The following is a 21,958-nucleotide window of genomic DNA, read 5'->3' as shown; positions in this document are numbered from 1 at the left end:
TTTTTTTCCTCCGCCGGGGTCATTCCATGGTTTCCAGCATCTGGCGCAGCAGAGTATACAGGGTGTACAGGTCTTCCCGCGGCATGGCGATGCAGCTGCCCACCTGTTCCGGGAGTTCCTTCACCTTCTCCCGCAGTTTCCAGCCATCATCGGTCACGGTCACGTTCACTACGCGCTCGTCGCCCTTGCTGCGGGTGCGGGTAATCCACCCGTATTCTTCCATCTTCTTCAGCAGGGGTGTCAGCGTTCCGCAGTCCAGGTACAGCGCCCTGCACAGCTCGCCCACCGTGGTCTTTCCATACTCCCACAGGGCCAGCAGCACAATGTACTGCGTGTAGGTCAGTTTCAGCGGTTTCAGCAGCGGATTGTACACATTCACAACCTTCCGGGCCGCTGCGTACAGCGGAAAGCAAAGCTGCCCTTCCAGTTTCAGCTGCGGATAGTCATCTGCGCGTCCCTTTTCTGCCCGTGCACTCATGGTTTTTCCCCCTTATCATCGGATATTACAGGTTTTCTTCAATCCACGCCTTGATCTGGTCTCCCGGACGGAAGCCGACCAGCTGGTCCACCGCAGTGCCGTCCTTCAGCAGCACCAGGCAGGGAATCGAGCTGATACGGAATTCCTGCGCCAGTTCCGGCACCTCATCCACGTCCACATTGTAGAAATCCAGCTTTCCGGCCATCTCATCCGAAATGCCTTCCAGCACCGGCGCCATCATCCGGCAGGGGCCGCACCACACCGCGGAAAAATCCACCAGCGCGGCCGCGCTCTTCCGTACTTCACTTTCAAACTCTGCTCCGTTAACCTTCTTAACCATTTCTTTGTCCCCTTTCTTATTTGTTTTTGTCCAGGAATGCGACCGCGCTCAGCGCCGCCACATTCCCCTCTCCCGCCGCCTTCACATACTGATACGGCGTTCCGGTGATGTCGCCGCAGGCGAACACCCCGTGGATACTTGCTTCCATCTTCCGGTTCACCACCACATGGGCTCCCTCGGTCTGCAGCCCGGGCACCAGCTGTCCCGGCGCCACCGCTTCCCGCAGCACGAAGATCCCGTCCACGGGATACTTGCCCTGCTCCGTGTTCACCACGCGCTTCCCGTCTTCCTGGGTCAGGACGGCCACCTTTTCCCGGATCACTTCCACGCTTTCCGGCAGGTCCGTCTCTCCATTGTATACCGGGAAGTAGTAAACCTTCGCGCACACCTCGCTGAGGAACGCGGCTTCCGCTTCCTCCCGCGGGCTGTAGCCGACCACGGCCACCGTTTTGCCCCGGTACAGCGGCGCGTCGCATGTCGCGCAGTAGCTCACGCCCCGTCCGAGCATTTCCTCTTCGCCGGGAAGCGGCTTGCCAGCTACCACGCCACCGGCCAGGATCACGGTCTTTGCCTCGATCATGTCCTCCCCGGCCTGCAGGGCGAAATAACCGCCCATCGCGTACACGGCTGCCACGCGCTTCTCCGTGATCTCGATTCCCATCTCGTCCAGGTGGCGGCGGAATGCGGATACGAGCTCCGCGCCGCTCACCGCCGGAAACCCGGGATAGTTCCGGATCTCGTGCGCCTTGGCCATCTTCTCGCTCAGGTCCCGGCTGCCCAGCAGCAGTACCTTCTTGTTCCGGATCGTGGCTGTAATCGCCGCGGAGATTCCCGCCGGCCCCGTTCCGATAATCGCGATGTCTGCCCGTTCCATTCCGTCACCTCCATTATCTCGGCTTTCGATAATATTTTATCAAATAATATTGTTTTGTCAATAGTTTTTTGATCGCCTGATATTGACAATTTGTACTTTTTATTCCGTACTTGTGATTCCTGCCCGGGCCATGTATAATACCCCCATCCGGTTGTTCCGGAATGAGGAGTGTGCAACATGAGTGGAAAACCGATGCTGATTTTTGACCTGGACGGTACCCTTTGGGATTCCGCCGCCAATGTGGCGGTATCGTGGAATATCGTCTTCCGCCGGGAGTATCCCTCCCTGCCGGATCTGACAAAGGAAGATATCCATTCCGTCATGGGCCTGACCATGAAGGAAATCGAAGGAAAGCTCCATCCCTCCATGCCGGAGGAATGCCGCAGCAGGCTTTTTGACGAATGCTGCCGGTATGAGGTGGAATACCTCCGCGAGCACGGCGGCGATCCCTATCCGCAGCTGCGCGAAACCATGGAGGAGCTCATCTCCCGCGGCTATAAGCTCGCCATCGTCAGCAACTGCCAGTGCGGCTACATTGATGCCTTCCTGTCTTCCATCGGGGTCGCGGACCTTTTCGTTGATTACGAGGAATGGGAGCGTACCGGCCTGGTCAAGGGCGAGAACATCCGCCTGGTCATGGAGCGGAACCACGAATCGAAGGCCGTCTACGTCGGCGACACCCAAAAAGACCAGGATGCCGCCCGTCTGGCCGGCATCCCGTTCATCCACGCTGCCTACGGTTTCGGCAAGGTCCAGGCGCCCGATGCCGTCATCCGGTCCCTCGCGGAACTGCCGGACGTCATCGACGCAATGGCCGCTTCCCTTTAAACGCAGGCCAGGATATTCATATTCCGGATATCCCCGTCCGTAATTCCGTCGTTCACGGAATACGCGTGCTTTTCCAGGTCCCCGCATACCGCCCGGGTCAGGTCCTGCCCCTGCAGCATGTCGATCACCCGTGCGGCGATATCCTCGATGCGGTAATACTTTTCCTCCGCCGTTTCCGGTCCGCCGGCGCACAGGATCCACTCCAGCGTGTCCGCGAATACGTCGCCGTCCGGCAGCTCCCGCAGCGCCCGGAAGCTCCACTTGTAATACGGCATATACCGGCGGTTCAGCAGGAATACCGCCGCCATCGCGTGCTTCACAAACTCACCGGCCGCCAGAATGGCGGCGCCGGGTTCCCCGTGCTTCAGGCACCGGGTATAGTTGTACTGGCCGCTCTGCGCCATCATCAGCAGATGCCCGGCCAGTCTTTTTTTGCGCACGTCCTCCGGCATGTTCCCCAGGATGGCTCGCTGGTCCTCGACCAGTCCCAGGTCGTCGCGGAATATCTCCCCGTTCACCGCCTCGGCCAGGGCATACTCCGGCACGCTCAGCCATTTTTCCGTCGTCATATCCTCCGGCAGGCAGCCGATCCGCCGTTCGAAGAACTCATCAATCCGGAAAACGCCGTGCCGCTGCCCGCCCGCCGGGCCCATTTTCTGCCGTTTGTATCCCTCAAACTCCGCCGGCAGCTTCGCGTACGCCCGCTCCAGCAGGAAGGCGGTCCGCCGGTCCACGATTTCCTCCCCGGGAATAAAAATGCAGAATCCCGGTTCAAAATCGTGGTCCCCGGAGATATCGTCGTCGTACCCGTAGCATTCGGATCCGCTGCCGGTCAGCCCCACGGCGATCATTTCCTCATATTCCGGAAACTCCTCCCGGATCATCGGGGCGCCGTATGCTTCATAGTATTTCCGGGCCAGTTCAAGTCCTTTCATGGATTTCCGCCGCCCTCCTGTTCAGCTCCGCCTCCAGGGCGAAGTATCCGTAGTGGCCGAATACCGGCGCGCATTTCTCGCATACAAACGCGTAATACCCATCCCGCGGCACGTTTTCCGTGTCCAGCAGTTCCGCTGCCCGGTCCAGGTATCCGTCGGTATATTCCGCCGCGCCTTCCGGCCCCAGCTCCGCTTCCAGCGCGTCTGCCATGTTCAGCCAGGTAATCGCCTGCTCCAGTTCCCCGCCCGGTTGCTTTTCCATCACGTCCAGCGCCTTGCGGAACATCTCCCGGCATTCCTTATATCGCCCGCAGGAGGTCAGCGCCAGCGCCATGTTGTTGTACAGGCCGCCCAGCCGCGCATCGTTTGCCGGAAGGTTCTTTTCATAATTCTCCCGGGCTTTCTCAAAGTACACCAGCCCGCCCACCGGATCGCGGAAGGCTTCCATCACGGTGCCGCTGTTCACCCAGGTGGTCCCGGCCACCGTGGTATCCGCCATGTCCAGGGCTTCCACCAGTTCACAGGCCTTTTCCGCGTGCCGGACGGCTTCTTCCTTCTTCCCCTGTTTCCGGTAGAAGCCCATCAGCTCGTTATTCAGTGTCAGCTGTCCCCGCCCGTCGTTGGCGGCTTCCGCCTCCGCCAGCCAGTATTTCAGGTGGCGTTCCGCCGCAGGCCAGTCGCTCCGGTCCTCATATTCCCGCAGCCGGTCCATAATCCGGCCGATCGGCACAGGCTGCACCGGTTCGGTCTCTCCGGGCTTTCCGCACAGCACGCACTGGGGATCCATGTAGTCTTCCCGTTCCAGCTTCATTTCCTGTTTTCCCCCGTTTCCGCAATCCGGTCCAGCAGCCCCCTGCATCCGTCCTCAATCTGCCGCAACACCCCGGTGAAATCCCGGGTATACCACGGGTCGTCAATCTCCCTTCCCGGCATCCCGGCCCAGTCCAGCAGCATGGACAGCTTTCCGTCCGGGTCCCCGCCGTACAGGTATTTCATATCCCACATGTTCTCATCGTCCATACCGATGATGTAGTCGTATTTCCGGTAATCGTCCCGCGTGGTCTGCCGCGCCGCGTGCGGATGGCACACATATCCGGCCGCCGCCAGCGCCTTCTTCATCGGGGGATACACGTCGTTTCCGATCTCCTCCCGCGTTGCCGCGGCGGATGATACCGCGATCCCGGAAAGGTGCCGTTCCTCAATCATCTGCCGCAGCACCATCTCCGCGGCGGCGCTCCGGCAGATATTGCCGTGGCAGATAAATAAGATTCTGATCACCTGAACAAGATGCCCCCTTATGCCGCAGGATGCCGCGTTTTGCGCAGTTTCCTGCGGGTCAAATCTGTCCCGCACTTTCCAAAATGAAATTCATCACTCGGCAAAACGCGGCAAAATGCGGCAAATCGAGGCCGCCAAAAGTAGTAGAAAAGTAGTAAAACGGGATTTTTCTACTACTCGGATTCTTCTTCCCGTCGGCTCCAAAGTAGATAATCAATCTTCTTTATTTCCGGAATCCAACTGTATGATGGCAGCCATCTGTCAAATTCCTCGATATTCTTCCGCGCCTCTTCCGTGGACAGATAGTCTTTATACCATATCTCTATCTGATCATAAATCAGAATGGCATTCTCAACCCGTTCCCGGGGATTCTTGCCCTTCAATTCCAGCCCCAGGTTCTGCAAAACGTACTGATCCCAGATCGGTTTATTCGGATCGATCGTCGCAATCATCTTAGAGGAAAAGGAGGCCTCAATATTCCCCGTTTCTACGTACAGACAGCCAATCACATCTGCAAAGGAATAATTCTCCTTTTTCGCCCGTTCAAAAAGCTTGTAGTAACACTTTCTCCATTCAGCGTTTCGCCTTACCCGGTAAAACGCATTGAATGCATGCTGGAATGAGGCATCTGAAGAAACATCGTTCTTCCTGGCAGCTTCCATGATATCGGCATATTTGTCCAAGCCCATGCTTCTTGCCAACTGACTTTCCATCAAACGGTTGGCATCCAGATGTATCACTCAGCTTCACCGCCTTTTTACTTCTATGCGATCCTCTTCAAAGTATTGCCAAAGTTCTCATATACGATCCGATCCAGAGAGTCAGCAATCTCAACAAAAGGTCGATTCAGATCAAGCGATTCAATTTGCCCCGCAGCGTTTTGCTCTGTTCGTTATGCTCAATATAAGTCCGATACAAACCTTGCTTCAACTGCTGGGCAATGCCACGGGAAAGAATTGCTGCCAGCATATCTTCCACATGCATGAAATCCTCTGTGGCAATCTTCTCATAATTCTTCTGTCGTAGAATTCGAAAAGCATAACAGAGCATATGAAAGATACCTCAAAGTGTTTGTCATTATACCCATAGTATAAAATGATTCATTCTATGATCCCTTCATTCCTGAACTTGGCTAGCATTTCCAACATATGTTTTCCGATTTTCTCAGGTCATAATCAAGAGCAGCACAGATCAGATGCAAACCATTTTATTAATTTACGCCCCTGAATCCTTTTCCGATAATCTCCGTACTGGAGGTAATGATCATAAAGGCTGCCGGATCCTGCTTGTGGATATAATTCCGCAGCTGCACCGCTTCATGCCGGGATACCACTGCCAGCAGCACAGTCTTCCCTTCATGGGTATAGGATCCTTCCCCGTGCAGCCGGGTCGCTCCGCGATGAAGCTCCGCGGTAATAAACTGTTCGATGGGTTCAGGATTGGAGGTGATGATCTGGAAACACTTCTTGGTCTTCAGGTTGTCCATCACCTGGTCCATGAACAGCGATTGGATGATCAGTCCGAGAACGGAGAAAAGGCCCGTCTCCATACCGAAGGCAAAACAGGCGGATACCGTAATGATGATATCGCTGCACAGCAGCGCGACACCGATGTTCAGTGCCGTATGCTTTTTCAGGATCATTGCGATGATATCCGTTCCGCCGGAGGATGCATCCAGATTAAACAGGATGGCGGAGCCGACCGCCGGAAGTCCGACCGCGAAAAACAGTTCCACCAGCGGCTGTGAAGTCATCGGGCCGCTCATGGGACAAATAACCTCAAGCAGCCGCAGTGTGCCGGACATCAGCAGGGATGCGTAGACTGTCCTGATCCCGAAGGATCTTCCAAAGACCGCAAAGCCAAGAATCAGCAGCCCGATATTGATGATCGTCACAAGTGTGCCGGGTGTAATGGACGGAATATAATGGCCGAGAACAATGGCGATACCCGTCACGCCGCCGGTGGAAAAATGGTTGGGGAATTTAAAGAAATAGATCCCCACCGTCATGATCAGGATACCGATCGTGATATACAGCCATTCCTTCAGGGTAACCTTCTGCTCTTTGGACATGCGACTCCTCTTTCCTCCAAAACACAACCGTTTCCAACGATAAACCATTATACCATTATTCACCGTAAATCAGAAGGATCAGAAAGCAACTTTCCGTCATAAATCAAAGAAAACGGCTTCCGCCCCGGAAGCCGTTTCAGACTGTCGACAAAGTCCGAGGCAAAAGCCTCGGATTTTGTCATATAAAAGTGCTGAAAAGCCTATAAAATCAACATTTAGAGGGTGATATGTGGTATAATAAGGGCATAAGGAGTGAGCCATGAATCCTTGATTCTTCTCCTCGATAGCATGGATAAACTTTTCCACGTCCTTCCTCCTGACATCACAGAATACAATGAGATATTTTTCATCTTTCCTACGTGCCGCTTTTTTGAACTTAATCCTTGTGTTTTCAAGGTCAGCGCTTTTTCATTTCCTTCCCAATAGTTTTTATACAGAAATAGTAACTTTAGTAATCACTCTGTTGCCGAACAAAGTCAACTATAAACCTTATCCGGCTGGCACTGATCAATCTGCTAAGCCGATAAAGCCGGAACATATTCGCTTGATCAATAATATGATTTACTACTGAAAAAGCGCCGAACCCTTGTTTTTCAAAGGCCAGCGTTTTTTCATATAGCGTTGATTTTCATATTTTCGGCAAAATTTCACCAGTAGTAGTAAAACAGTAGTAATTTCCTTTTTACCTGCCGCGTTTTGCAGCGTTTTGCCGCGTTTTAGGGGCGTCCTGCCAACCCCTTAGTCACTGTTGCCATGGCAGATAAATAAGATCTTCGTCATTGGTCAGTAAAGCCTCCTAAGGCGACGTTTTGCCGCGATTTGCGCACCGGGGAAATCGTACATTCCTGCGGGAAAACCGGGCGAACCCGGCAAATCGCGGCAATGGATGGTAGTCAAATGGTAGTAGATATTCAGAGGTTCTACTACCGTGCAAGATTCAACGGTCATCGGCGGAGTAAAACCGCCTTTGAAAGTTTACCATACGATCATCGATTATTCATCCCGCACCACTCGGCAATTCGTCCGATCAATTCCAGATCGACCTTCTCATACGGAAATTGGATTGCTCCTTTGCTATATTTCAGACCACGTTCCTCAATTTCGTCTTTGAACGCATTCACGCCGCCATCCCCCGGATAAATCCCCAGGTGATTCTTCATGGCTGCAAAGTGGATCAGATTGTGCCGCTTCCAGAACGTTGGCATTTTATAGCTGATCCGCTCTTCGGCATCAGGAAGTACAGTACAAATGGTTTCCCGTACTGATATAAGAAGTGGCTGGAGCTTTTCCGGTTGTGCAGCTATATATTCATCAATCGTCATCTCAGCACCTTCTCCATCGGTTTTCCTGTCGCCAGTTCATCGATCAGTTTATCCAGCTGCCGCATCTTCTTTGCCATAGGATCATCAATTTCCTCAACCTTAACCCCGCAGATGGAGCCGGTGATCAGTTCAGATCGCGGATTCCACATAGGGGCCAGGGATAAAAACTGTCCGTAGGTCAGGCCCTCCAGATTATCCATGCTGACATACCCGGTTAGCCATTTGATAACCTGATCCACTTCTTCCTGTGTCCGGCCTTTCCGTTCAGCCTTCTGGACAAGGCACTGATAAACCTTTTCAAACGGCATTTCAAAAACATCCTGGCGAGGCATTGCGCATGCACCTCTTCTTCATGGCACATTCCTTTTCCCATCTATTCTACGATGACAGTTGCCTGCCATCGTTCCAGAATTTTACCATATCCGAGCAGTTTTTTCCACAGAGACAAACCCCTAACGCCTAAGAAATCAGCGTTCCAGCCCAAAACAGAAAAACCGGTGCTTCCACCTCCTGTGAGGCATGAAGCGCCGATCGTTTCCTTATTAAATTGCCACAATGGTTCCGGCTTTATCGTCATCCCTGTTCTGATTCAGCTTTTCCTGCTCTTTCCGTGCCTGCTCAACCTCTGCCAGCCTTTTCAGCTGCCCTTCATCAATAGCGTTCAGTTCCGTCGATCTGTTTATGATTTTTGATCATCAGCATTTAGGATGCTCATAAACTCTTCACCGGTAATGGTTTCTTTGTTTAGAAGGTATGCTGCCAGTTCATGGAGTTTATCTTCGTGTTCCCGCAGAATACTGTCTGCTTTCTTCCGGGCTTCTTCTACCAATGCGACTACCTGTTCATCAATCTTTTCCGCAAAAGCAGGACTGCATGCCAGGGAGGTATCCTGACCCAGATACTGACTGTTCAGTGTTTCCAGTGCCACCATGCCGAAATCACCCATGCCATAGCGGGTAATCATCCCGCGTGCCAGCCGGGTTGCCTTTTCAATATCATTGCTCGCGCCCGTGGTGATGGAGTGGAAAACCAGTTGTTCAGCTGCCTGCCCGCCTGTCAGGGTAACAATCTTATTATACAGTTCTTCACGTGACATCAGATAATGCTCATCTTCATCCACCTGCATGGTATATCCAAGAGCGCCGGATGTCCTGGGGATAATCGTGATCTTTGTCACAGGTGCCGAATTGGTCTGCAGAGCTGCCACCAGTGCGTGACCGATTTCGTGATAGGAAACTATTTTCTTTTCACTCTCAGACATAACTGCATTTTTACGCTGATAACCGGCAATAACCGTTTCCACACTTTCCATCAGGTCATCCTGTGTAACAGTATCGCGGCCCAGCCGTACTGCGCGCAGAGCTGCCTCATTAATGATATTGGCCAGTTCCGCACCGCTTGCACCGCTTGTTGCCCTGGCGACGGCTTTCAGGTCAATGTTATCGGCCATTCTGATCCCCTTGCTGTGCACACGCAGAATTGCTTCACGGCCGCCGACATCCGGCAGTTCAACCGGAATCCTTCTGTCAAAACGGCCCGGGCGCAGAAGTGCAGGATCCAGAGATTCAGGCCGGTTGGTTGCTGCCAGAATGACCACACCCTTTTTCCCGTCAAAGCCGTCCATTTCTGTCAGCAGCTGATTCAGGGTCTGTTCACGTTCGTCATTGCCGCCGATGCCGGCTCCGGTATCTCTTTTTTTGCCGATTGTATCAATTTCATCAATAAAAACGATACAGGGCGCCTTTTCGTTCGCCTGTTTGAACAGGTCCCTGACTTTTGCTGCACCCATACCGACAAACATCTCTACAAATTCGCTGCCGGAAATGGAAAAGAAAGGAACCTTGGCCTCACCGGCAACAGCTTTCGCCAGCAAAGTTTTACCTGTTCCGGGAGGTCCGACAAGCAGCGCGCCTTTAGGCAGTTTGGCGCCAATGGAGGCATATTTACCCGGGTGTTCCAGAAAATCAACAATCTCTTTCAGTGCTTCCTTGGCTTCTTCCTCACCGGCTACATCTTCGAAAGTTACACCCGTTGATTCTGAAGCAACAATCTTCGCACCGGATTTGCCGAAGCTCAGCGCATTCATCCCGCCCATCATCCGCTTTGATAATATCCGTCCCAATGCCCAGAACAGCGCGATCGGGATTACCCAGCTGATCAAAAAACTGATCAGCGGATTGTTCTGAGTTGGGATTTGTGCGGAAAAGGAAACACCGGCATCCTCCAGCCGTTGGCGCAGACTGTTATCCGGGAAAACCGCTGTCTTATAGATGCCATCCTGTCCGTCTTTGCTTTTGGCAATAAAGATCAATTGCTCTCCGTTTTCATCCATGGATACTTCTGATACCTGTTTTGAATCCACCATTTTCAGAAAATCGCTGTAACCGACTTCCTGAACCTGACGCTGCAACAGCATCGGAAAAACGAACGCATTCAGCAGCATAATCACGATGACTGCAACAGCCATATAGAAAATGAGCGGCTTTTTGTTCTGATCGGAATCCTTGATCATAAGACCATCTCCTTCTAAACGGTATCTTATACCCTGAACATGAAGGGCAAGTGAAAACCGGAAGAACAACAGGAAAAAAACTGAAGAAAAGGCAGAGGACTCCGACTCACTATTGAGCCGGAGTCCTCTGATTTGGTTTACATGGACCGATCCTCAGGTATGTCAGTTAACCTTCGATCAGGATCTGTTTCTTCTCACTAACCTTCTGCTGTTCCTTCTTCGGAATCGTCAGACTCAGCACACCGTTTTCATACTTCGCCTTGATGTCTTCCTCGGTCACACTGTCACCGACATAGAAGCTGCGCTGCATTGTACCGGAGTACCGCTCCTGGCGCAGGACTTTACCTTTCTTGTTCTCCTGCTTCTTTTCCAGTGCTTTCTCTGTCGCAATGGTCAGATAACCATTTTCCAGATTCAGCTTGATTTCTTCTTTCTTGAATCCGGGCAGATCCACATCGACTTCGTATCCTTCATCCGTTTCCTTTACATCCGTCTTCATCATGTGCTGTGCATTTCTGCCGTAAAGAACATGCTCAGGACGGGTTAATCCACGGAAGAAGTTCCGGTCAAAGTCATCAAAGACATCCATCAGGTTCTCACCGAATACGCTGGGAAGATAAGTACTCATAATAACAACCTCCATTCATGGCCTTCATCGCCGGGCTTCTCACCCGTCATGCCGGGTCGCAATCTGGCCTTTATGCAGGTCGTGCACTTTGTGGTCTCCGGCCACCCCGCTCTTCCGAACGCTGATTATATTATATTCAAAGATCAAAGAAAGTCAAACTTAAGATTGGCCGATTTACTCCGTTATCCGGCGACTGTATGCTTTTTGTCCCTATTAGTCTGTTTTCCTGAGAATTTCTGGATAATTCATTGTATTTCTAAAGATTTTCATTTGCGGATTTTTTGTCTCCAGAATCAATGCTCTGAATTATCTGCATATCATAATCTGTATGACCTCATATTATTCTGTATGCCTTTGGCTTACGATAGCTTCTCCGGAGAATCATACTCATTCAGTGATGACGTTCAAAAGGTCCCGGTACATCAGGTTTCCCGTGATTCCAGGTAGGAGGCAATAAAGGCATCAATACCGGGGAAACAGTTTGCCTTTATTCCCGCTCTGTCATATTCCTGCAGATAATCCTTCAGGTTTTTTTCAAACCCTTCCGCTGTCTTCCGAAGATCCCCGGGATCATATGCGGAAAGGACATCGTACGTCCCGATATCCACCTCGCTGCTGATATCATTCAGCATCTCATTCAGGCTTTCCAGGCTCATAAACGCCAGGTGCCGGTCACCCTTTTCCGCTGCCTGCACCATTTTCCCGTGCCAGTTGGAGAACATTTCCTCATAGGTTCCGGACAGCGTATCCGCACCGGCGGGCTTTCTTTCCCGCGGCAGCTGCTGCTTTACCTGGCGGAAGCAGGAATCAAGTCCCCTCATCAGCTGCGTCAGCTGTTCCTTCAGGTCATTCGTGCCTGATGCCGCCAGCACGTTTTCAATCATTCCGCAAAGATTATCGGGTTTTCTCGCCATGGCGTCCAATTCTTCATAACGCCGGCTGACGCCTTTGCGGAAATAGGTTTTGTTCAGCATTGCAAGGGCGTTTTCCGCAAAGTAGACTGCACCGCCCACGCTCCGGCGGACATCATTCAGCTCTTCTGCGGTCATAGCATCCGCGAAACAGCACCGCGCCTCTTTCAGTTCCTTTTCCGCCTTCCGGTAATCCTCTTCCCCGAACGGTTCCGCCAGTTTCCTCCGCACCTGTTCCCGGAGCGTTTCCAGTTCTTCTCTGTACTTTTCATCCGCGCAGTACACGATTTGCGAATCCATCAGCTTGGAGATATGGGGGTGTTCATATTCGGCGTCCTGCCGCAGGCTTTCCCAGCTCGTGCAGTAGATATCATGCCCCACGCCTAGGTCTTCCTGGATAAAAGCCTTTCCCAGCTGCCATCCGCGGTCATCGTTGATCAGGATCAGCAGGTCCAGGTCTGACAGCGGATGAACATCTCCCGTCTGAAAGGATCCGTAGATTCCGATCAGTGCCACAGATCCCGGACAAACCGCCTGTTCCTTCCGGATGACCGCGTCAATGATTTTCCGGTTCCGGTTCTCCTGTTCGTTCATCTGTACAAGCTCCCGACTTTCCAAATGATCTTTCTCCCGTTCTGTTATCCCTGTCAAAGGTCTTTTTCCATCCGGATGCAGCGAAAGGTCCCCCCTTCCACCGGTTCTCCGGTGACCTTATACAGGAGCTTCTCGTAGAATTCAACCTTGTTGTCCCGGCTTTCCACCACGGCCTTCGCGTAGCCGAGTTCCTCCGCCCAGCATTCGCACTCCGTCACGACCATCGATCCGAGCCCCTGGCGGCGGTATTCCGGAAGCACGACCACCCGGCCGATCATCACGCTGCGCCGGTCCAGCGGATACATCCGTGCCGTAGCAATCGGAAAACCGCTGTCTGTAATCACGATGTACTTCGTTTCCGGCCCGTCATGCGCATCGAACTCTGCCCGCAGGGGAATGTGGTGCTTCTTCGCCATTGCCTGGATGCGGACGTAATAAGCCCCTGCCTGCTGCCAGATCTCCGTAGCCCGGATAACCTCCAGTTCGGGAAGTTCTTCAGCTGTTTCGACATCGCTTTCAAAAATCATCGTATCGCCGATCTGGACGCCTTCCTCTTCCCGGTTATATTCATGCATGCCGTATTCCGCCGGAAAAACGTCCGCATAGCCGGTGAAGACATGTCCCCAGTGGTCCCTGATCCGGATAATCTTATCCTGGTATTTGGAAAGGCCCATATATTTCCCTCCGGTTGTGTTCTTTTTACCTGCCTGTTCTTTCTCACTGCACCAGGACCACGTTCATCAGCTCCGCATCGATCTTTTCCAATGGCCGTCAGCTTTGGAAGCATAATTGTTTCAAAGTGATCTTCAGCTGTTTCGATAAACTGTTTTTTTCGTATATTTCCCCATTTCTTTTGCGTCCGTATCAAAGCATAAGTTCACTGACAGCGAAAATTGCAGCTCTCCCGGAAATGATCACCCTGCCGCCTCTGAGCCCGCAGATCAGCTCGCCCCCGCGTTCCGATGCCTGATACGCTTTGAGGCTGCTTTTGCCGAGACGCTTTGTCCAGTACGGTGTGATCATACAATGCACAGAACCCGTGACCGGATCCTCATTGACATTCAGCTTGGGTACGAAGAAACGCGAAACGCAGTCATAGTCTTTCCCGGGTGCAGTAACACCGACACCCAGCCCATCCAATTGTTTCAGCTTGTCGAAATCCGGTTTCATTTTTCGAACGATGTCTTCATCTTCATAAACAAGAAGCAGGTCACGGTCTATGTAAGCCTCTTTGGGAGCCGCTCCCATTGCGGCTTCCATCTCATCCGTAACAGGAACCTCGTTCAGGCTGTAAACAGGGAAATCCATCTCGATTCTGTCCCCGCGCCTTACGGTAAACAGGTCTCCGCTCTGCGTGTGGAACACGATTCTTTCGGCATCATTCTCGTAATAGTTGAACAGCACGTATGCGGTCGCCAGTGTTGCATGTCCGCATAAGTCGATCTCACCGCCCGGAGTAAACCATCTCAGGTCGTATCCTTCACCTGTTCTGACAGTAAATGCCGTTTCCGATAAGTTGTTTTCCCCGGCGATATCCATCATCAGTTTATCCGGCAGCCATTCATCAAGGATGCATACCGCAGCCTGGTTTCCATGGAATACCGTATCTGTGAACGCGTCTGCAATGTATTGTTTCATTCGGTCACATATCCTTTTTCAATCAGTTTTTTCCCCGAATACGGCGGCAGCGTTCATGGAACGGCCGTTCCGTTACCGGTACTCGGACAGCAGCTTCGCCACATGCTCATCGGAATACTGCCGCCGCTCTTCGAAGAAATTCAGGATGTCCTGCACCTGGGACATCAGGACGTTCGCCCCGTTCGGTCCGCCCGGCCATGTGGGCCAGAAGCGGTCATAGGTCGCAAGGATGATATCCACGTTCCGGCCGTACAGCTCCATCACGGCATCCCGGACCAGGTTGTCCGCGAATTCCGAAGTGGTCAGGTCGTCATAGGTGTCCGCGAATTTTTCCCGGAATTCCGGATTCTCCATCGCGGCGAAGAAAAGGTTGCTGATGGAGCCTCCCTTTTCCCGGAGCCGCTCGATGGCGTTTTCATCGGGCTTCACCGTCCCGTAAAGCCCGGTGCTGTATTCGGTATCGTAGAGGATAAACCGCCATTTCCCGTCCGCCCAGTCGTTGTCCGGATCCGTTTCCCGGGCCCGCCAATAGGCAAAGTTGTTGTCGCCGAAGTCCCAGTTGCAGATATAGAACTCGACGGCAAGGTATTCCGCAAGGCCGTCCAGGTCCACCTGCTCCTCCAGCTGCCGGTAGGCTTCCTCATCGGAGAAATCCGTTTCGCGGATCCAGTCGCGGAACGCCGCGAACTCCTGCCCGTCCTCCTCGGTGCCTTCCTCGACCTCATCGTTCTTCATCAGGACCACGTTCTTCTTCTGGATGCCGAAGTGGTCATGGATAAAGTCATCGGTCAGCTTCTCCGTGATTTCGTAGTGCCCCCAGAATTCCCCGTCTATGAACACCAGGCAGGGCGTCATCGCCTGGGTGATAAAGTTCCTGCCCCATACCAAGCCCTGGATCAGTTGGTCCCGGATCCTGGAAAACTTGTTGTCATTCCCGCAGTTCCGGAGGATGATGCTGTCGTACTTGGTAATGGGTTCATCCCCCGTCTCGCTGGTGTTTTCCCCGTCATACAGGTCATAGTCGATGGCCGTCGTCCCGTATTCCTTCCGGGTGTAGATGTTGAAGCTCTTCTGCTCACTGTCCCGGCTGGCGCCTCCGTGGATGCGGATGCCGACCTCGCCGGAAAACACTTCGGTCCCCCCGTCGAAGATCTGCATCCGTGCCTGCCGCTCCCATTCCCGTCCCCGGTTCAGGTAGTTCCCGGGAATCAGCCACTCGTCCAGCGTCGGGTCGAATGCATCGCTGTGCAGCCACTCGTCAAAGGCATTCCCCTGGACATAGATGCCGCGTGCCGGGTCAAACAGGTCGCCCGGATCCACGGCCAGGGAGATCACCTTGTAGTTCTGGTAGAACTCCGCCTTGTCCTGGTAACCGATAAAGTAAACCGCGGTTGATACGGCACTGCGGTTGCCCTGCCCGTCCACCGCTACAGCCCGGATCACGTCGGCCTTGTCCACCTTCGTCAGGGGGGCCGTGGCATCTCCCCATTTGTTCGGGGCAATAATGTCCGTCCGGTCGCTCAGGACGTTCTTCTCATGGGACCGGTCGGTCACTTCCAGCGGCCCGGTATACAGCGTATCCTTCTCATCCGGGATACTCCCGTCCCGGGTGTAATACACCGAAAGCCCTTCCTCCGAAAGGATCATCAGTTCAAAGGGATCGTCATAGAACCCGGATACCCGGGAAAAATCCGGGGCAGGGACCTCAGGCCCCGCCTGCTCGGCCAGGGCCGGCCCGCCCGCCGGAACCGCTGCGGCACAAAAAACCAGCAGGAGCAGGATGCCGGCCCTCGCAGCCGGCTTCACGGCATCTGCCTTCAGCCGGAAGATTACCGTCAGGAACACCGCGGTCAGAATCAGGTACATCATGGAAACATCCTCCTATATTTCCGGATATAACTGCAGGGCACATGCCCCCGCGCGAATCAACACTGTCTCGAATGTATTTAATTAAGAATACCATATATCCCGCTCCCCGGGCAACAAAAAACAGGCCGCTTTTCGCAGCCGGAGTCCGTTCTGCCATCCGCCCGTCCCGCCCGGAACATCTTCATGCCCGTCCGGCTTCCCTGCTCCTGTGCCTCATCGGCCTGGTGCCTGTGGTCCTGCTGAAAGGGCAGGTGCGTCCCATTCTTACGTCTGCGCTGGGAAATCACTGGGGCAAGCTGATCTTCTCCGTCATCCATGTGTTCTGGTTCATCACCCTGTACCCCCTGGTCCTCAAACTGCTGGGCAGGACGATGAAGCTGGATTCCCCGGAAGCGCCGAAAGGCTGACAGCCGGCCGCGGTCCGGGCATCCGCCCCTTTGCGTTATCTCCCGCCGCGTTTCATAAGAACCAGGTATTCAGCCGTGCCTTCCTCGGGCTTTCTTTCCCCGGTTGCGGCAAAGCCATGCCTTTCATAAAAGCGCATGGCTTTTGTATTCTTTTCCAGCACCCAGAGATGGTCCGCGTGATGCTCCGCCACCGCGTACTCCAGCAGTGCGGAACCGATGGCCGCATTCTGGAAAACCGGTTCCACAAACAGCCTTGCGATATAGGTCCCCTCAATCATGATAAAGCCCCGGACCACCCCGTCGTCATATACGTACAGGCTGTCCAGCCGGGATTCATACTCCCGCATCAGGGAAGGAACCTGCAGTTCACCGAAAAAATACTCATCCGTCCGGAAAATCGGATAAAAATACAGCCGATAGTTGAACACCTGGATCTCCGCGATGCGGGCCAGGTCATTTTTCGTTGCTTTTCTGATCATTGCGTCTGTCATCCTTTTGATGGAACAGTTTCTCTCTTTCGTCCGGCTTCTGATAAGCCTGTTCCTGTCATTCCCCGGTTATCTGGCCGGGAACCATGCCGTCAGTTCCCGGGCAATCAGTTCATGCCCGAGGGGGGACGGATGGTTCCAGTGGCTCAGGAGGTTCAGGAGATCGCCGTGTTCGTTCACTTCCCGTTCGAAAGCCGCAAAGCTGTCCGCCAGGGCCACCCCATACTCTCCGGCCAGCCGGCGGATCTGTTCCGCGTGCTGTTCCAGCGCGTGCCATTCTTCCGACTGCGCAAACCACGTCTGGTCCCAGCTCGGGGTCAGGAGGATCACGGGAATTTTGCGGTCCAGCGCGTCTTCGATCATCTGCCGCCAGGCAGCTTCCGCCTGTTCAAGGCTCACGCCCCGGTCATTGAGGCCGTAATCAATGGTGACCAGGTCCGGCTGATGGCACAGCACGTCCTCCCGGAAGCGTGCAGCTCCCTGCACGGAGTTTTCTCCCCCGATGGCCGTCACAATCACATTGATCACCGCATAGGGAAAGCGCTGGGCCAGTGTGCGGTGCATCAGGTGCGGATAAGCGTGGAACGGATCCACCAGCGGCGTGCAGGCGTATCCGGATGGCACGCTGTGCCCATGGCACACCAGGTTCACCGTCCGGTTTTCCGGCCAGCGGCGGGCCAGGGTATCGCACAGTGCGGAAAGGTATTCATGCTTTTCTGGAATCGGCATAGGCTCCTCCTGGTTTCAAATTCAGGGTTGGTGTACAGCAGATGTTTTTCCATACAGGCTTTGCAGCATCTTTCTTATCGGTTGTCCGGCACATCCGTCCAGTCGTGCTGCTTCATGCGGTCATATTCCTCTTCGGTAATCGCCAGGATCGTGCCGTGCTTGAATCCGTAGGGGAAGGAAAACGCCGCGTCGCTCCGCACAAAAGCGCCGCTTTCCAGGCTGGAGGCCACAAAGGGCACATAGCCCTGTCCCGCGCCTTTCACGCCGTAATAATCCACGAACAGGCACCATCTGCCGTCCGCCGTCTTCACCGCGGTCGGCGCCTCATACTTGCCGGCCTGCACCGCGCCCATATGCTCCGGCCGGTCAAAGGCCTCAATCCGTATCCATGGGCCTGTCACATGCTCTCCCTGCAGCAGGATCACCCGTTCCGGATCCTTTTCGCTTTTCACAAACAGGTAGTACTTTCCGCCTTCCTCATACATGGCGGAATCGATGCATCCGCATCCGTCCTTGCGGTAAAGCAGGGCCGGCTTTGTATAGGTTTTGAAATCCTTTGTCCGGCTGTAATAGATGGCCATCGGGCCGTAGTCGTTTTCCGCGCTGCAGCAGGAATAGTGCAGCACGTAATCCCCTTGCTCCGGATCAAACAGGATATCCGGTGCCCAGATGCAGCCGGTTTTTTCATCCCCGATGGGAATCATTTCCTCTTCCGACCAGTGCACCAGGTCATCGGATTCCCAGTGGGCCAGGTCATGGCTGCCGTGGAGCTTGATGTTCTGCCAGGAATGCCCGTATTTCCCGCGCATCCCGTAGCTCAGGCTCAGGTCTGTCGCGAAAATATGGAACCGGCCGTCCGCCCGGCTCCGGATCACGGTCATGTCCCGCACGCCGTGATCCCCGTAGTACGCCCAGAGGATCGGGTGTCCGCCGTTTAGGGCTTCCCAGTGGAATCCGTCCCGGCTGAGTGCGAAATAAACCTGTTCTCCTTCCGGGGATGTTTTTTCCCTGAAATGGACAAAAAGATAACAGTTCACAGCATTCATTCCCTTCACCTGTTCCATGGTTCTCATCGTCATCCCGTCATTTTCATCTCGCCATAGAATACCATAGATAGAAACCCCGTTCAATAATCCGTTGACAAAGGAATGCTTCCCGGGCTATAATCCTGTCAGCAGAGATCCTGACGAAAGCAGGCAATCCTGCACTACGAGGTGTGTTTGGAGACTGTTCTGTAACGGGGAACATGGCTGAACAAAAGAAAGCGGTGGCATGACCGCTTGTTTGCTGATGCCATGGCGCGGTACGGGCAGAGTCCGGGCACTTTTTTGTATGCCTTTTTCCGGTGCTCCCCGGCCGCATTCTCCGGTTCTTGTTCATGTCATATCAAAATGAACAAGAGGGATCACCATGACACAGGATATGCTTTCACTCGGTTTTGACCATATCATTCAACAACTGCAGGAAATGGCGGTTTCGCAGTCCGCCCGCCGGATCCTGGGGGATACAGGACCCATCCTGAACGAGAGCCTTTGCCGCGCCCGGATGGAGGAAACCACCGCGGCCCGCTTCGTAATGGAAAACGCCGGCACCCCGCCCCTGACGGAAACAGAAACCACCCGTTCCGGCCTGGCTTCGGCGCTGCAGGGCGGCATGCTGTCACCGGCGGATCTCTGTTCAGTCGCGCGCTTCTGCGCGGCCATCCGGCGCCTGCGCCGCTATCTGCAGGGAGCCGCCTCCTTCAGCGCTGCCATCTCCTCCTGGCATACGGAACTGCCGGAACTGGATCTCCTGGAAGGGGATATCGGCCGTTCCGTCCGGGAGGATGCCGTGCTGGACGACGCCTCCCCGGCCCTGCGGAACCTGCGCCGCCAGCAGGAGCATACCGAACAGGGAATCCGCGAAAAACTGAACCAGCTCATCCTTCACCACAAAAAGGAGCTGGCGGATACATATATCACCCAGCGGGGCGGAACCTATGTGCTGCCGGTCCGGAAAAGCTTCCAGGGCCAGTTCCCCGGCCGCGTCGTGGAAGTCTCCGGCAAGGGTTCCACCGTGTTCATGGAGCCTTCCGCGGTCCGGTCCATGCGGGAGGAGCTGGAGCAGCTGATGATTGATATTGATACGGAAGAGCGCCGCATCCTCTGGGAACTCAGCGACCGGGTCGCTGTCGAAGCGCAGCCGCTGGAGGATTCCATCCGCGTCATGACCGACCTGGATGTGATCTTTGCCCGGGCAAAGCTGAGCCTGGAGATGAACGCCCGTCCGGCGGAAATCACGTCAGAACGCCGGATCCGCCTGGCAGAAGCCCGCCATCCGCTGCTGAACCCGGAATCCTGCGTGCCGCTCAGCCTGGATCTGTCCCTGCCGGATGCCGGTATCGCGGTCACCGGGCCGAACACCGGCGGAAAAACCGTCTGCCTCAAAACCGTCGGCCTGCTGACCCTGATGGCCCAGAGCGGCCTACACATTCCCTGCGGGGAAGGCACCGTCATCGGGATGATGGACCGGGTGCTCTGCGATATCGGCGACAGCCAGAGCATCAGCCAGAACCTTTCCACCTTCTCCGGCCATATGACCAATGTGATCCGGATCCTCCGGGAATGCAGCCGGGACAGCCTGGTCCTGCTGGATGAGCTTGGCAGCGGCACGGACCCCGCGGAGGGTTCCGGCCTGGCCGCAGCCATCCTGGAGGAGCTCCTCCGCCGCCGCTGCTTCTTTATGGTCACCACGCATGACCCGCAGATCAAGCAGTGGGCGGAGCAGACCGAGCACGTCGTGTCCGCCCGGATGGCCTTTGACCAGGCCTCCCTGCAACCCCTTTACCGTCTGGAGCTCGGCAAAAGCGGCAAAAGCTGTGCCATCGAAATTGCCCGGCGGCTGGGGATGGACGAAGGGCTCCTGGCCCGGGCGCGCCAGGTCACCGATCACGGGCCGGAGGCAACGCCGGAAGGGCACCGCCGCCCGATGCCGGTTCCCCCGACCCGCCTGCAGCGCCGGATCATCCGGAACGAAGGAACCTTCGAGCGCTTCTCCATGGGAGACAGTGTCCTGCTCCTGCCGGATAAAAAGAACGCTATCGTTTACCGGCCGGCGGATGATGAAGGCAATGTCATCATCCAGCTGCAGGGGCGGAAGCTTTCGGTCCGCCACAACCGCCTGAAGCTCCTTGTCCCGGCTTCCGAGCTGTATCCCCCGGATTATGATTTCTCCATCGTCTTTGATACCGTTGCGAATCGGAAGGCCGCCCATACCATGGACCGCAAGTTCGATCCGGACGCGGTCATCGTCCTGAAGGAGGGCGCCCATGAATCAGAAAGGAAGGATATTTCCCATGAATAAACTGGATCACTACCGCCAGTACTTCACCAAAGAATACCTGATGGGACCCAATTCGTTCCGCCTGCTGGAGGAACTGCTTCGCCGGAACCCTTTTGAGACCCGCTTTGACCGGACGCTCGACCTGGGCTGCGGCATGGCCCTGACCTCCGTTTTCCTGGCGAATGAAACCCCCGCGAAATCCGTCTATGCCTTTGACCTCTGGGTCAACGCAACGGATAACCTGAAGCGGATCCGGTCCCTTTCCCTGGAGGACCGGATTGTCCCGATCCACGGCGACGCGATGGATATGCCCTTTGCGCAGGACTGGTTTGACGCAATCGTCAGCGTGGATTCCTATCACTACTTTGGCTGCCGGGAGGGCATATTCGCAGAAAAAATCCTGCCGTTTGTCCGGCAGGATGGTACGGTCATGATCGCGGTCCCCGGTCTCCGGGAGGAGCCGCAGGGAGAAATGCGTACGCTCTTTGAAACCTGGGCGGAAGGCGATGATTCCCTGTGTTTCAGAACCGCCGCCTGGTGGAAAGCGCTGCTGGAAAAGGAATGCGGAGACCGGTGCGACATTGCGGTCCTGGAGGCGGAATGCGGTGACGCGGCCTGGGAGTACTGGTTCAATACCGGCCATCCATACGGCATCCGGGACCGGGAATTCCTGTCCCGGGGCCTGGACCGGTTCCTGAACTTCCCCCTCATCTATGTCCGAAAGAAAAGCTGAAC

General features: G+C 54.7%; 25 protein-coding genes. 4 read left to right on the top strand and 21 right to left on the bottom strand.

From position 1 onward, the window contains the following. Positions 1 to 19: 19 nt before the first annotated feature. Genes JNO48_11320 through JNO48_11310 form a run of 3 tightly spaced genes read right to left on the bottom strand, consistent with a single transcriptional unit; the run spans position 20 to position 1,692 of the window. The gene (locus JNO48_11320) at positions 20 to 478 is read right to left on the bottom strand and encodes a MarR family transcriptional regulator (GenBank protein ID QTE67775.1); all 459 of its coding nucleotides are present in this window, start codon (positions 476 to 478) and stop codon (positions 20 to 22) included. Positions 479 to 503: 25 nt separating this feature from the next. After that, positions 504 to 818 carry a thioredoxin gene (gene trxA / locus JNO48_11315; GenBank protein ID QTE67774.1) on the bottom strand — a complete coding sequence of 105 codons (315 nt, stop codon included), beginning with the start codon at positions 816 to 818 and terminating at the stop codon, positions 504 to 506. A gap of 16 nt (positions 819 to 834) precedes the next feature. Next, a complete protein-coding gene (locus JNO48_11310; protein QTE67773.1) occupies positions 835 to 1,692 on the bottom strand; it encodes an NAD(P)/FAD-dependent oxidoreductase in 858 nt (285 codons plus the stop codon). 192 nt (positions 1,693 to 1,884) lie between these two features. Between JNO48_11310 and JNO48_11305 the strand changes: the two genes are divergently transcribed. Next, positions 1,885 to 2,520, top strand: coding sequence for an HAD family hydrolase (locus JNO48_11305; GenBank protein QTE69757.1), 636 nt, complete (start codon positions 1,885 to 1,887; stop codon positions 2,518 to 2,520). Here JNO48_11305 and JNO48_11300 read toward each other — a convergent pair. The 15 genes from JNO48_11300 to JNO48_11230 form a co-directional block, all read right to left on the bottom strand. Beyond that, positions 2,517 to 3,455, bottom strand: coding sequence for a DUF4037 domain-containing protein (locus JNO48_11300; protein QTE67772.1), 939 nt, complete (start codon positions 3,453 to 3,455; stop codon positions 2,517 to 2,519). The genes JNO48_11305 and JNO48_11300 overlap by 4 nt on opposite strands. Further along, complete coding sequence (locus tag JNO48_11295; GenBank protein QTE67771.1) at positions 3,442 to 4,266, bottom strand: tetratricopeptide repeat protein; 825 nt, start codon at positions 4,264 to 4,266, stop codon at positions 3,442 to 3,444. The genes JNO48_11300 and JNO48_11295 overlap by 14 nt, the downstream gene beginning before the upstream one ends. Then, positions 4,263 to 4,733: a low molecular weight phosphotyrosine protein phosphatase gene (locus JNO48_11290; protein ID QTE67770.1), complete on the bottom strand. Its 471-nt coding sequence runs from the start codon at positions 4,731 to 4,733 to the stop codon at positions 4,263 to 4,265. Before JNO48_11290 ends, JNO48_11295 begins: the two co-directional genes overlap by 4 nt. Positions 4,734 to 4,906: 173 nt before the next feature. Continuing rightward, positions 4,907 to 5,473: a hypothetical protein gene (locus JNO48_11285; protein ID QTE67769.1), complete on the bottom strand. Its 567-nt coding sequence runs from the start codon at positions 5,471 to 5,473 to the stop codon at positions 4,907 to 4,909. Between the two features lie 106 nt (positions 5,474 to 5,579). Further along, the gene (locus tag JNO48_11280; protein ID QTE67768.1) at positions 5,580 to 5,783 is read right to left on the bottom strand and encodes a hypothetical protein; all 204 of its coding nucleotides are present in this window, start codon (positions 5,781 to 5,783) and stop codon (positions 5,580 to 5,582) included. Positions 5,784 to 5,943: 160 nt separating this feature from the next. Beyond that, positions 5,944 to 6,804, bottom strand: coding sequence for a YitT family protein (locus JNO48_11275; protein ID QTE67767.1), 861 nt, complete (start codon positions 6,802 to 6,804; stop codon positions 5,944 to 5,946). Positions 6,805 to 6,900: 96 nt separating this feature from the next. Then, positions 6,901 to 7,110: a hypothetical protein gene (locus JNO48_11270; GenBank protein ID QTE67766.1), complete on the bottom strand. Its 210-nt coding sequence runs from the start codon at positions 7,108 to 7,110 to the stop codon at positions 6,901 to 6,903. 680 nt (positions 7,111 to 7,790) lie between these two features. After that, complete coding sequence (locus JNO48_11265; GenBank protein QTE67765.1) at positions 7,791 to 8,126, bottom strand: DUF1801 domain-containing protein; 336 nt, start codon at positions 8,124 to 8,126, stop codon at positions 7,791 to 7,793. Further along, a complete protein-coding gene (locus JNO48_11260) occupies positions 8,123 to 8,458 on the bottom strand; it encodes a DUF2200 family protein (protein QTE67764.1) in 336 nt (111 codons plus the stop codon). The genes JNO48_11265 and JNO48_11260 overlap by 4 nt, the downstream gene beginning before the upstream one ends. A 347-nt stretch (positions 8,459 to 8,805) precedes the next feature. Further along, positions 8,806 to 10,638 (bottom strand): ATP-dependent zinc metalloprotease FtsH, encoded by a 1,833-nt coding sequence (ftsH, locus tag JNO48_11255; GenBank protein QTE67763.1) that lies wholly within the window; start codon positions 10,636 to 10,638, stop codon positions 8,806 to 8,808. 166 nt (positions 10,639 to 10,804) lie between these two features. Continuing rightward, positions 10,805 to 11,266, bottom strand: coding sequence for an Hsp20/alpha crystallin family protein (locus tag JNO48_11250; GenBank protein QTE67762.1), 462 nt, complete (start codon positions 11,264 to 11,266; stop codon positions 10,805 to 10,807). 422 nt (positions 11,267 to 11,688) lie between these two features. Beyond that, positions 11,689 to 12,771 carry a nucleotidyltransferase domain-containing protein gene (locus JNO48_11245; GenBank protein ID QTE67761.1) on the bottom strand — a complete coding sequence of 361 codons (1,083 nt, stop codon included), beginning with the start codon at positions 12,769 to 12,771 and terminating at the stop codon, positions 11,689 to 11,691. 53 nt (positions 12,772 to 12,824) lie between these two features. Continuing rightward, positions 12,825 to 13,298, bottom strand: coding sequence for a GNAT family N-acetyltransferase (locus JNO48_11240; GenBank protein QTE69756.1), 474 nt, complete (start codon positions 13,296 to 13,298; stop codon positions 12,825 to 12,827). Positions 13,299 to 13,635: 337 nt separating this feature from the next. Beyond that, positions 13,636 to 14,409: a PhzF family phenazine biosynthesis protein gene (locus JNO48_11235; GenBank protein QTE67760.1), complete on the bottom strand. Its 774-nt coding sequence runs from the start codon at positions 14,407 to 14,409 to the stop codon at positions 13,636 to 13,638. Between the two features lie 72 nt (positions 14,410 to 14,481). After that, on the bottom strand, positions 14,482 to 16,278 hold the full coding sequence (locus tag JNO48_11230; protein ID QTE67759.1) for a CotH kinase family protein: 1,797 nt from the start codon (positions 16,276 to 16,278) through the stop codon (positions 14,482 to 14,484). A 71-nt stretch (positions 16,279 to 16,349) separates the two neighbouring features. On the opposite strand from JNO48_11230, the gene JNO48_11225 reads away from it, so the two are divergent. After that, entirely contained in the window at positions 16,350 to 16,685 is a 336-nt protein-coding gene (locus tag JNO48_11225) for a hypothetical protein (GenBank protein QTE67758.1), read from the top strand. Between the two features lie 35 nt (positions 16,686 to 16,720). Here the strand turns inward: JNO48_11225 and JNO48_11220 are convergent, their stop codons facing one another. From JNO48_11220 to JNO48_11210, 3 genes are all read right to left on the bottom strand, one after another. Further along, on the bottom strand, positions 16,721 to 17,176 hold the full coding sequence (locus JNO48_11220; GenBank protein QTE67757.1) for a GNAT family N-acetyltransferase: 456 nt from the start codon (positions 17,174 to 17,176) through the stop codon (positions 16,721 to 16,723). A gap of 66 nt (positions 17,177 to 17,242) precedes the next feature. After that, positions 17,243 to 17,902 carry an SGNH/GDSL hydrolase family protein gene (locus JNO48_11215; protein ID QTE67756.1) on the bottom strand — a complete coding sequence of 220 codons (660 nt, stop codon included), beginning with the start codon at positions 17,900 to 17,902 and terminating at the stop codon, positions 17,243 to 17,245. 74 nt (positions 17,903 to 17,976) lie between these two features. Then, positions 17,977 to 18,939 carry a glycoside hydrolase family 43 protein gene (locus JNO48_11210; protein QTE69755.1) on the bottom strand — a complete coding sequence of 321 codons (963 nt, stop codon included), beginning with the start codon at positions 18,937 to 18,939 and terminating at the stop codon, positions 17,977 to 17,979. Positions 18,940 to 19,312: 373 nt separating this feature from the next. Between JNO48_11210 and JNO48_11205 the strand changes: the two genes are divergently transcribed. Both JNO48_11205 and JNO48_11200 read left to right on the top strand, forming a co-directional pair. Next, positions 19,313 to 21,244 carry a DNA mismatch repair protein MutS gene (locus JNO48_11205; GenBank protein QTE67755.1) on the top strand — a complete coding sequence of 644 codons (1,932 nt, stop codon included), beginning with the start codon at positions 19,313 to 19,315 and terminating at the stop codon, positions 21,242 to 21,244. Further along, the gene (locus JNO48_11200) at positions 21,237 to 21,956 is read left to right on the top strand and encodes a class I SAM-dependent methyltransferase (protein QTE67754.1); all 720 of its coding nucleotides are present in this window, start codon (positions 21,237 to 21,239) and stop codon (positions 21,954 to 21,956) included. The genes JNO48_11205 and JNO48_11200 overlap by 8 nt, the downstream gene beginning before the upstream one ends. The last annotated feature ends 2 nt before the right edge of the window (positions 21,957 to 21,958 follow it).

The sequence above is a fragment of the Clostridiales bacterium genome (assembly GCA_017569285.1).
Taxonomy (GTDB): Bacteria; Bacillota; Clostridia; order Christensenellales; family Aristaeellaceae; genus Aristaeella.
This window is presented reverse-complemented; position numbering and strand designations above follow the sequence as displayed.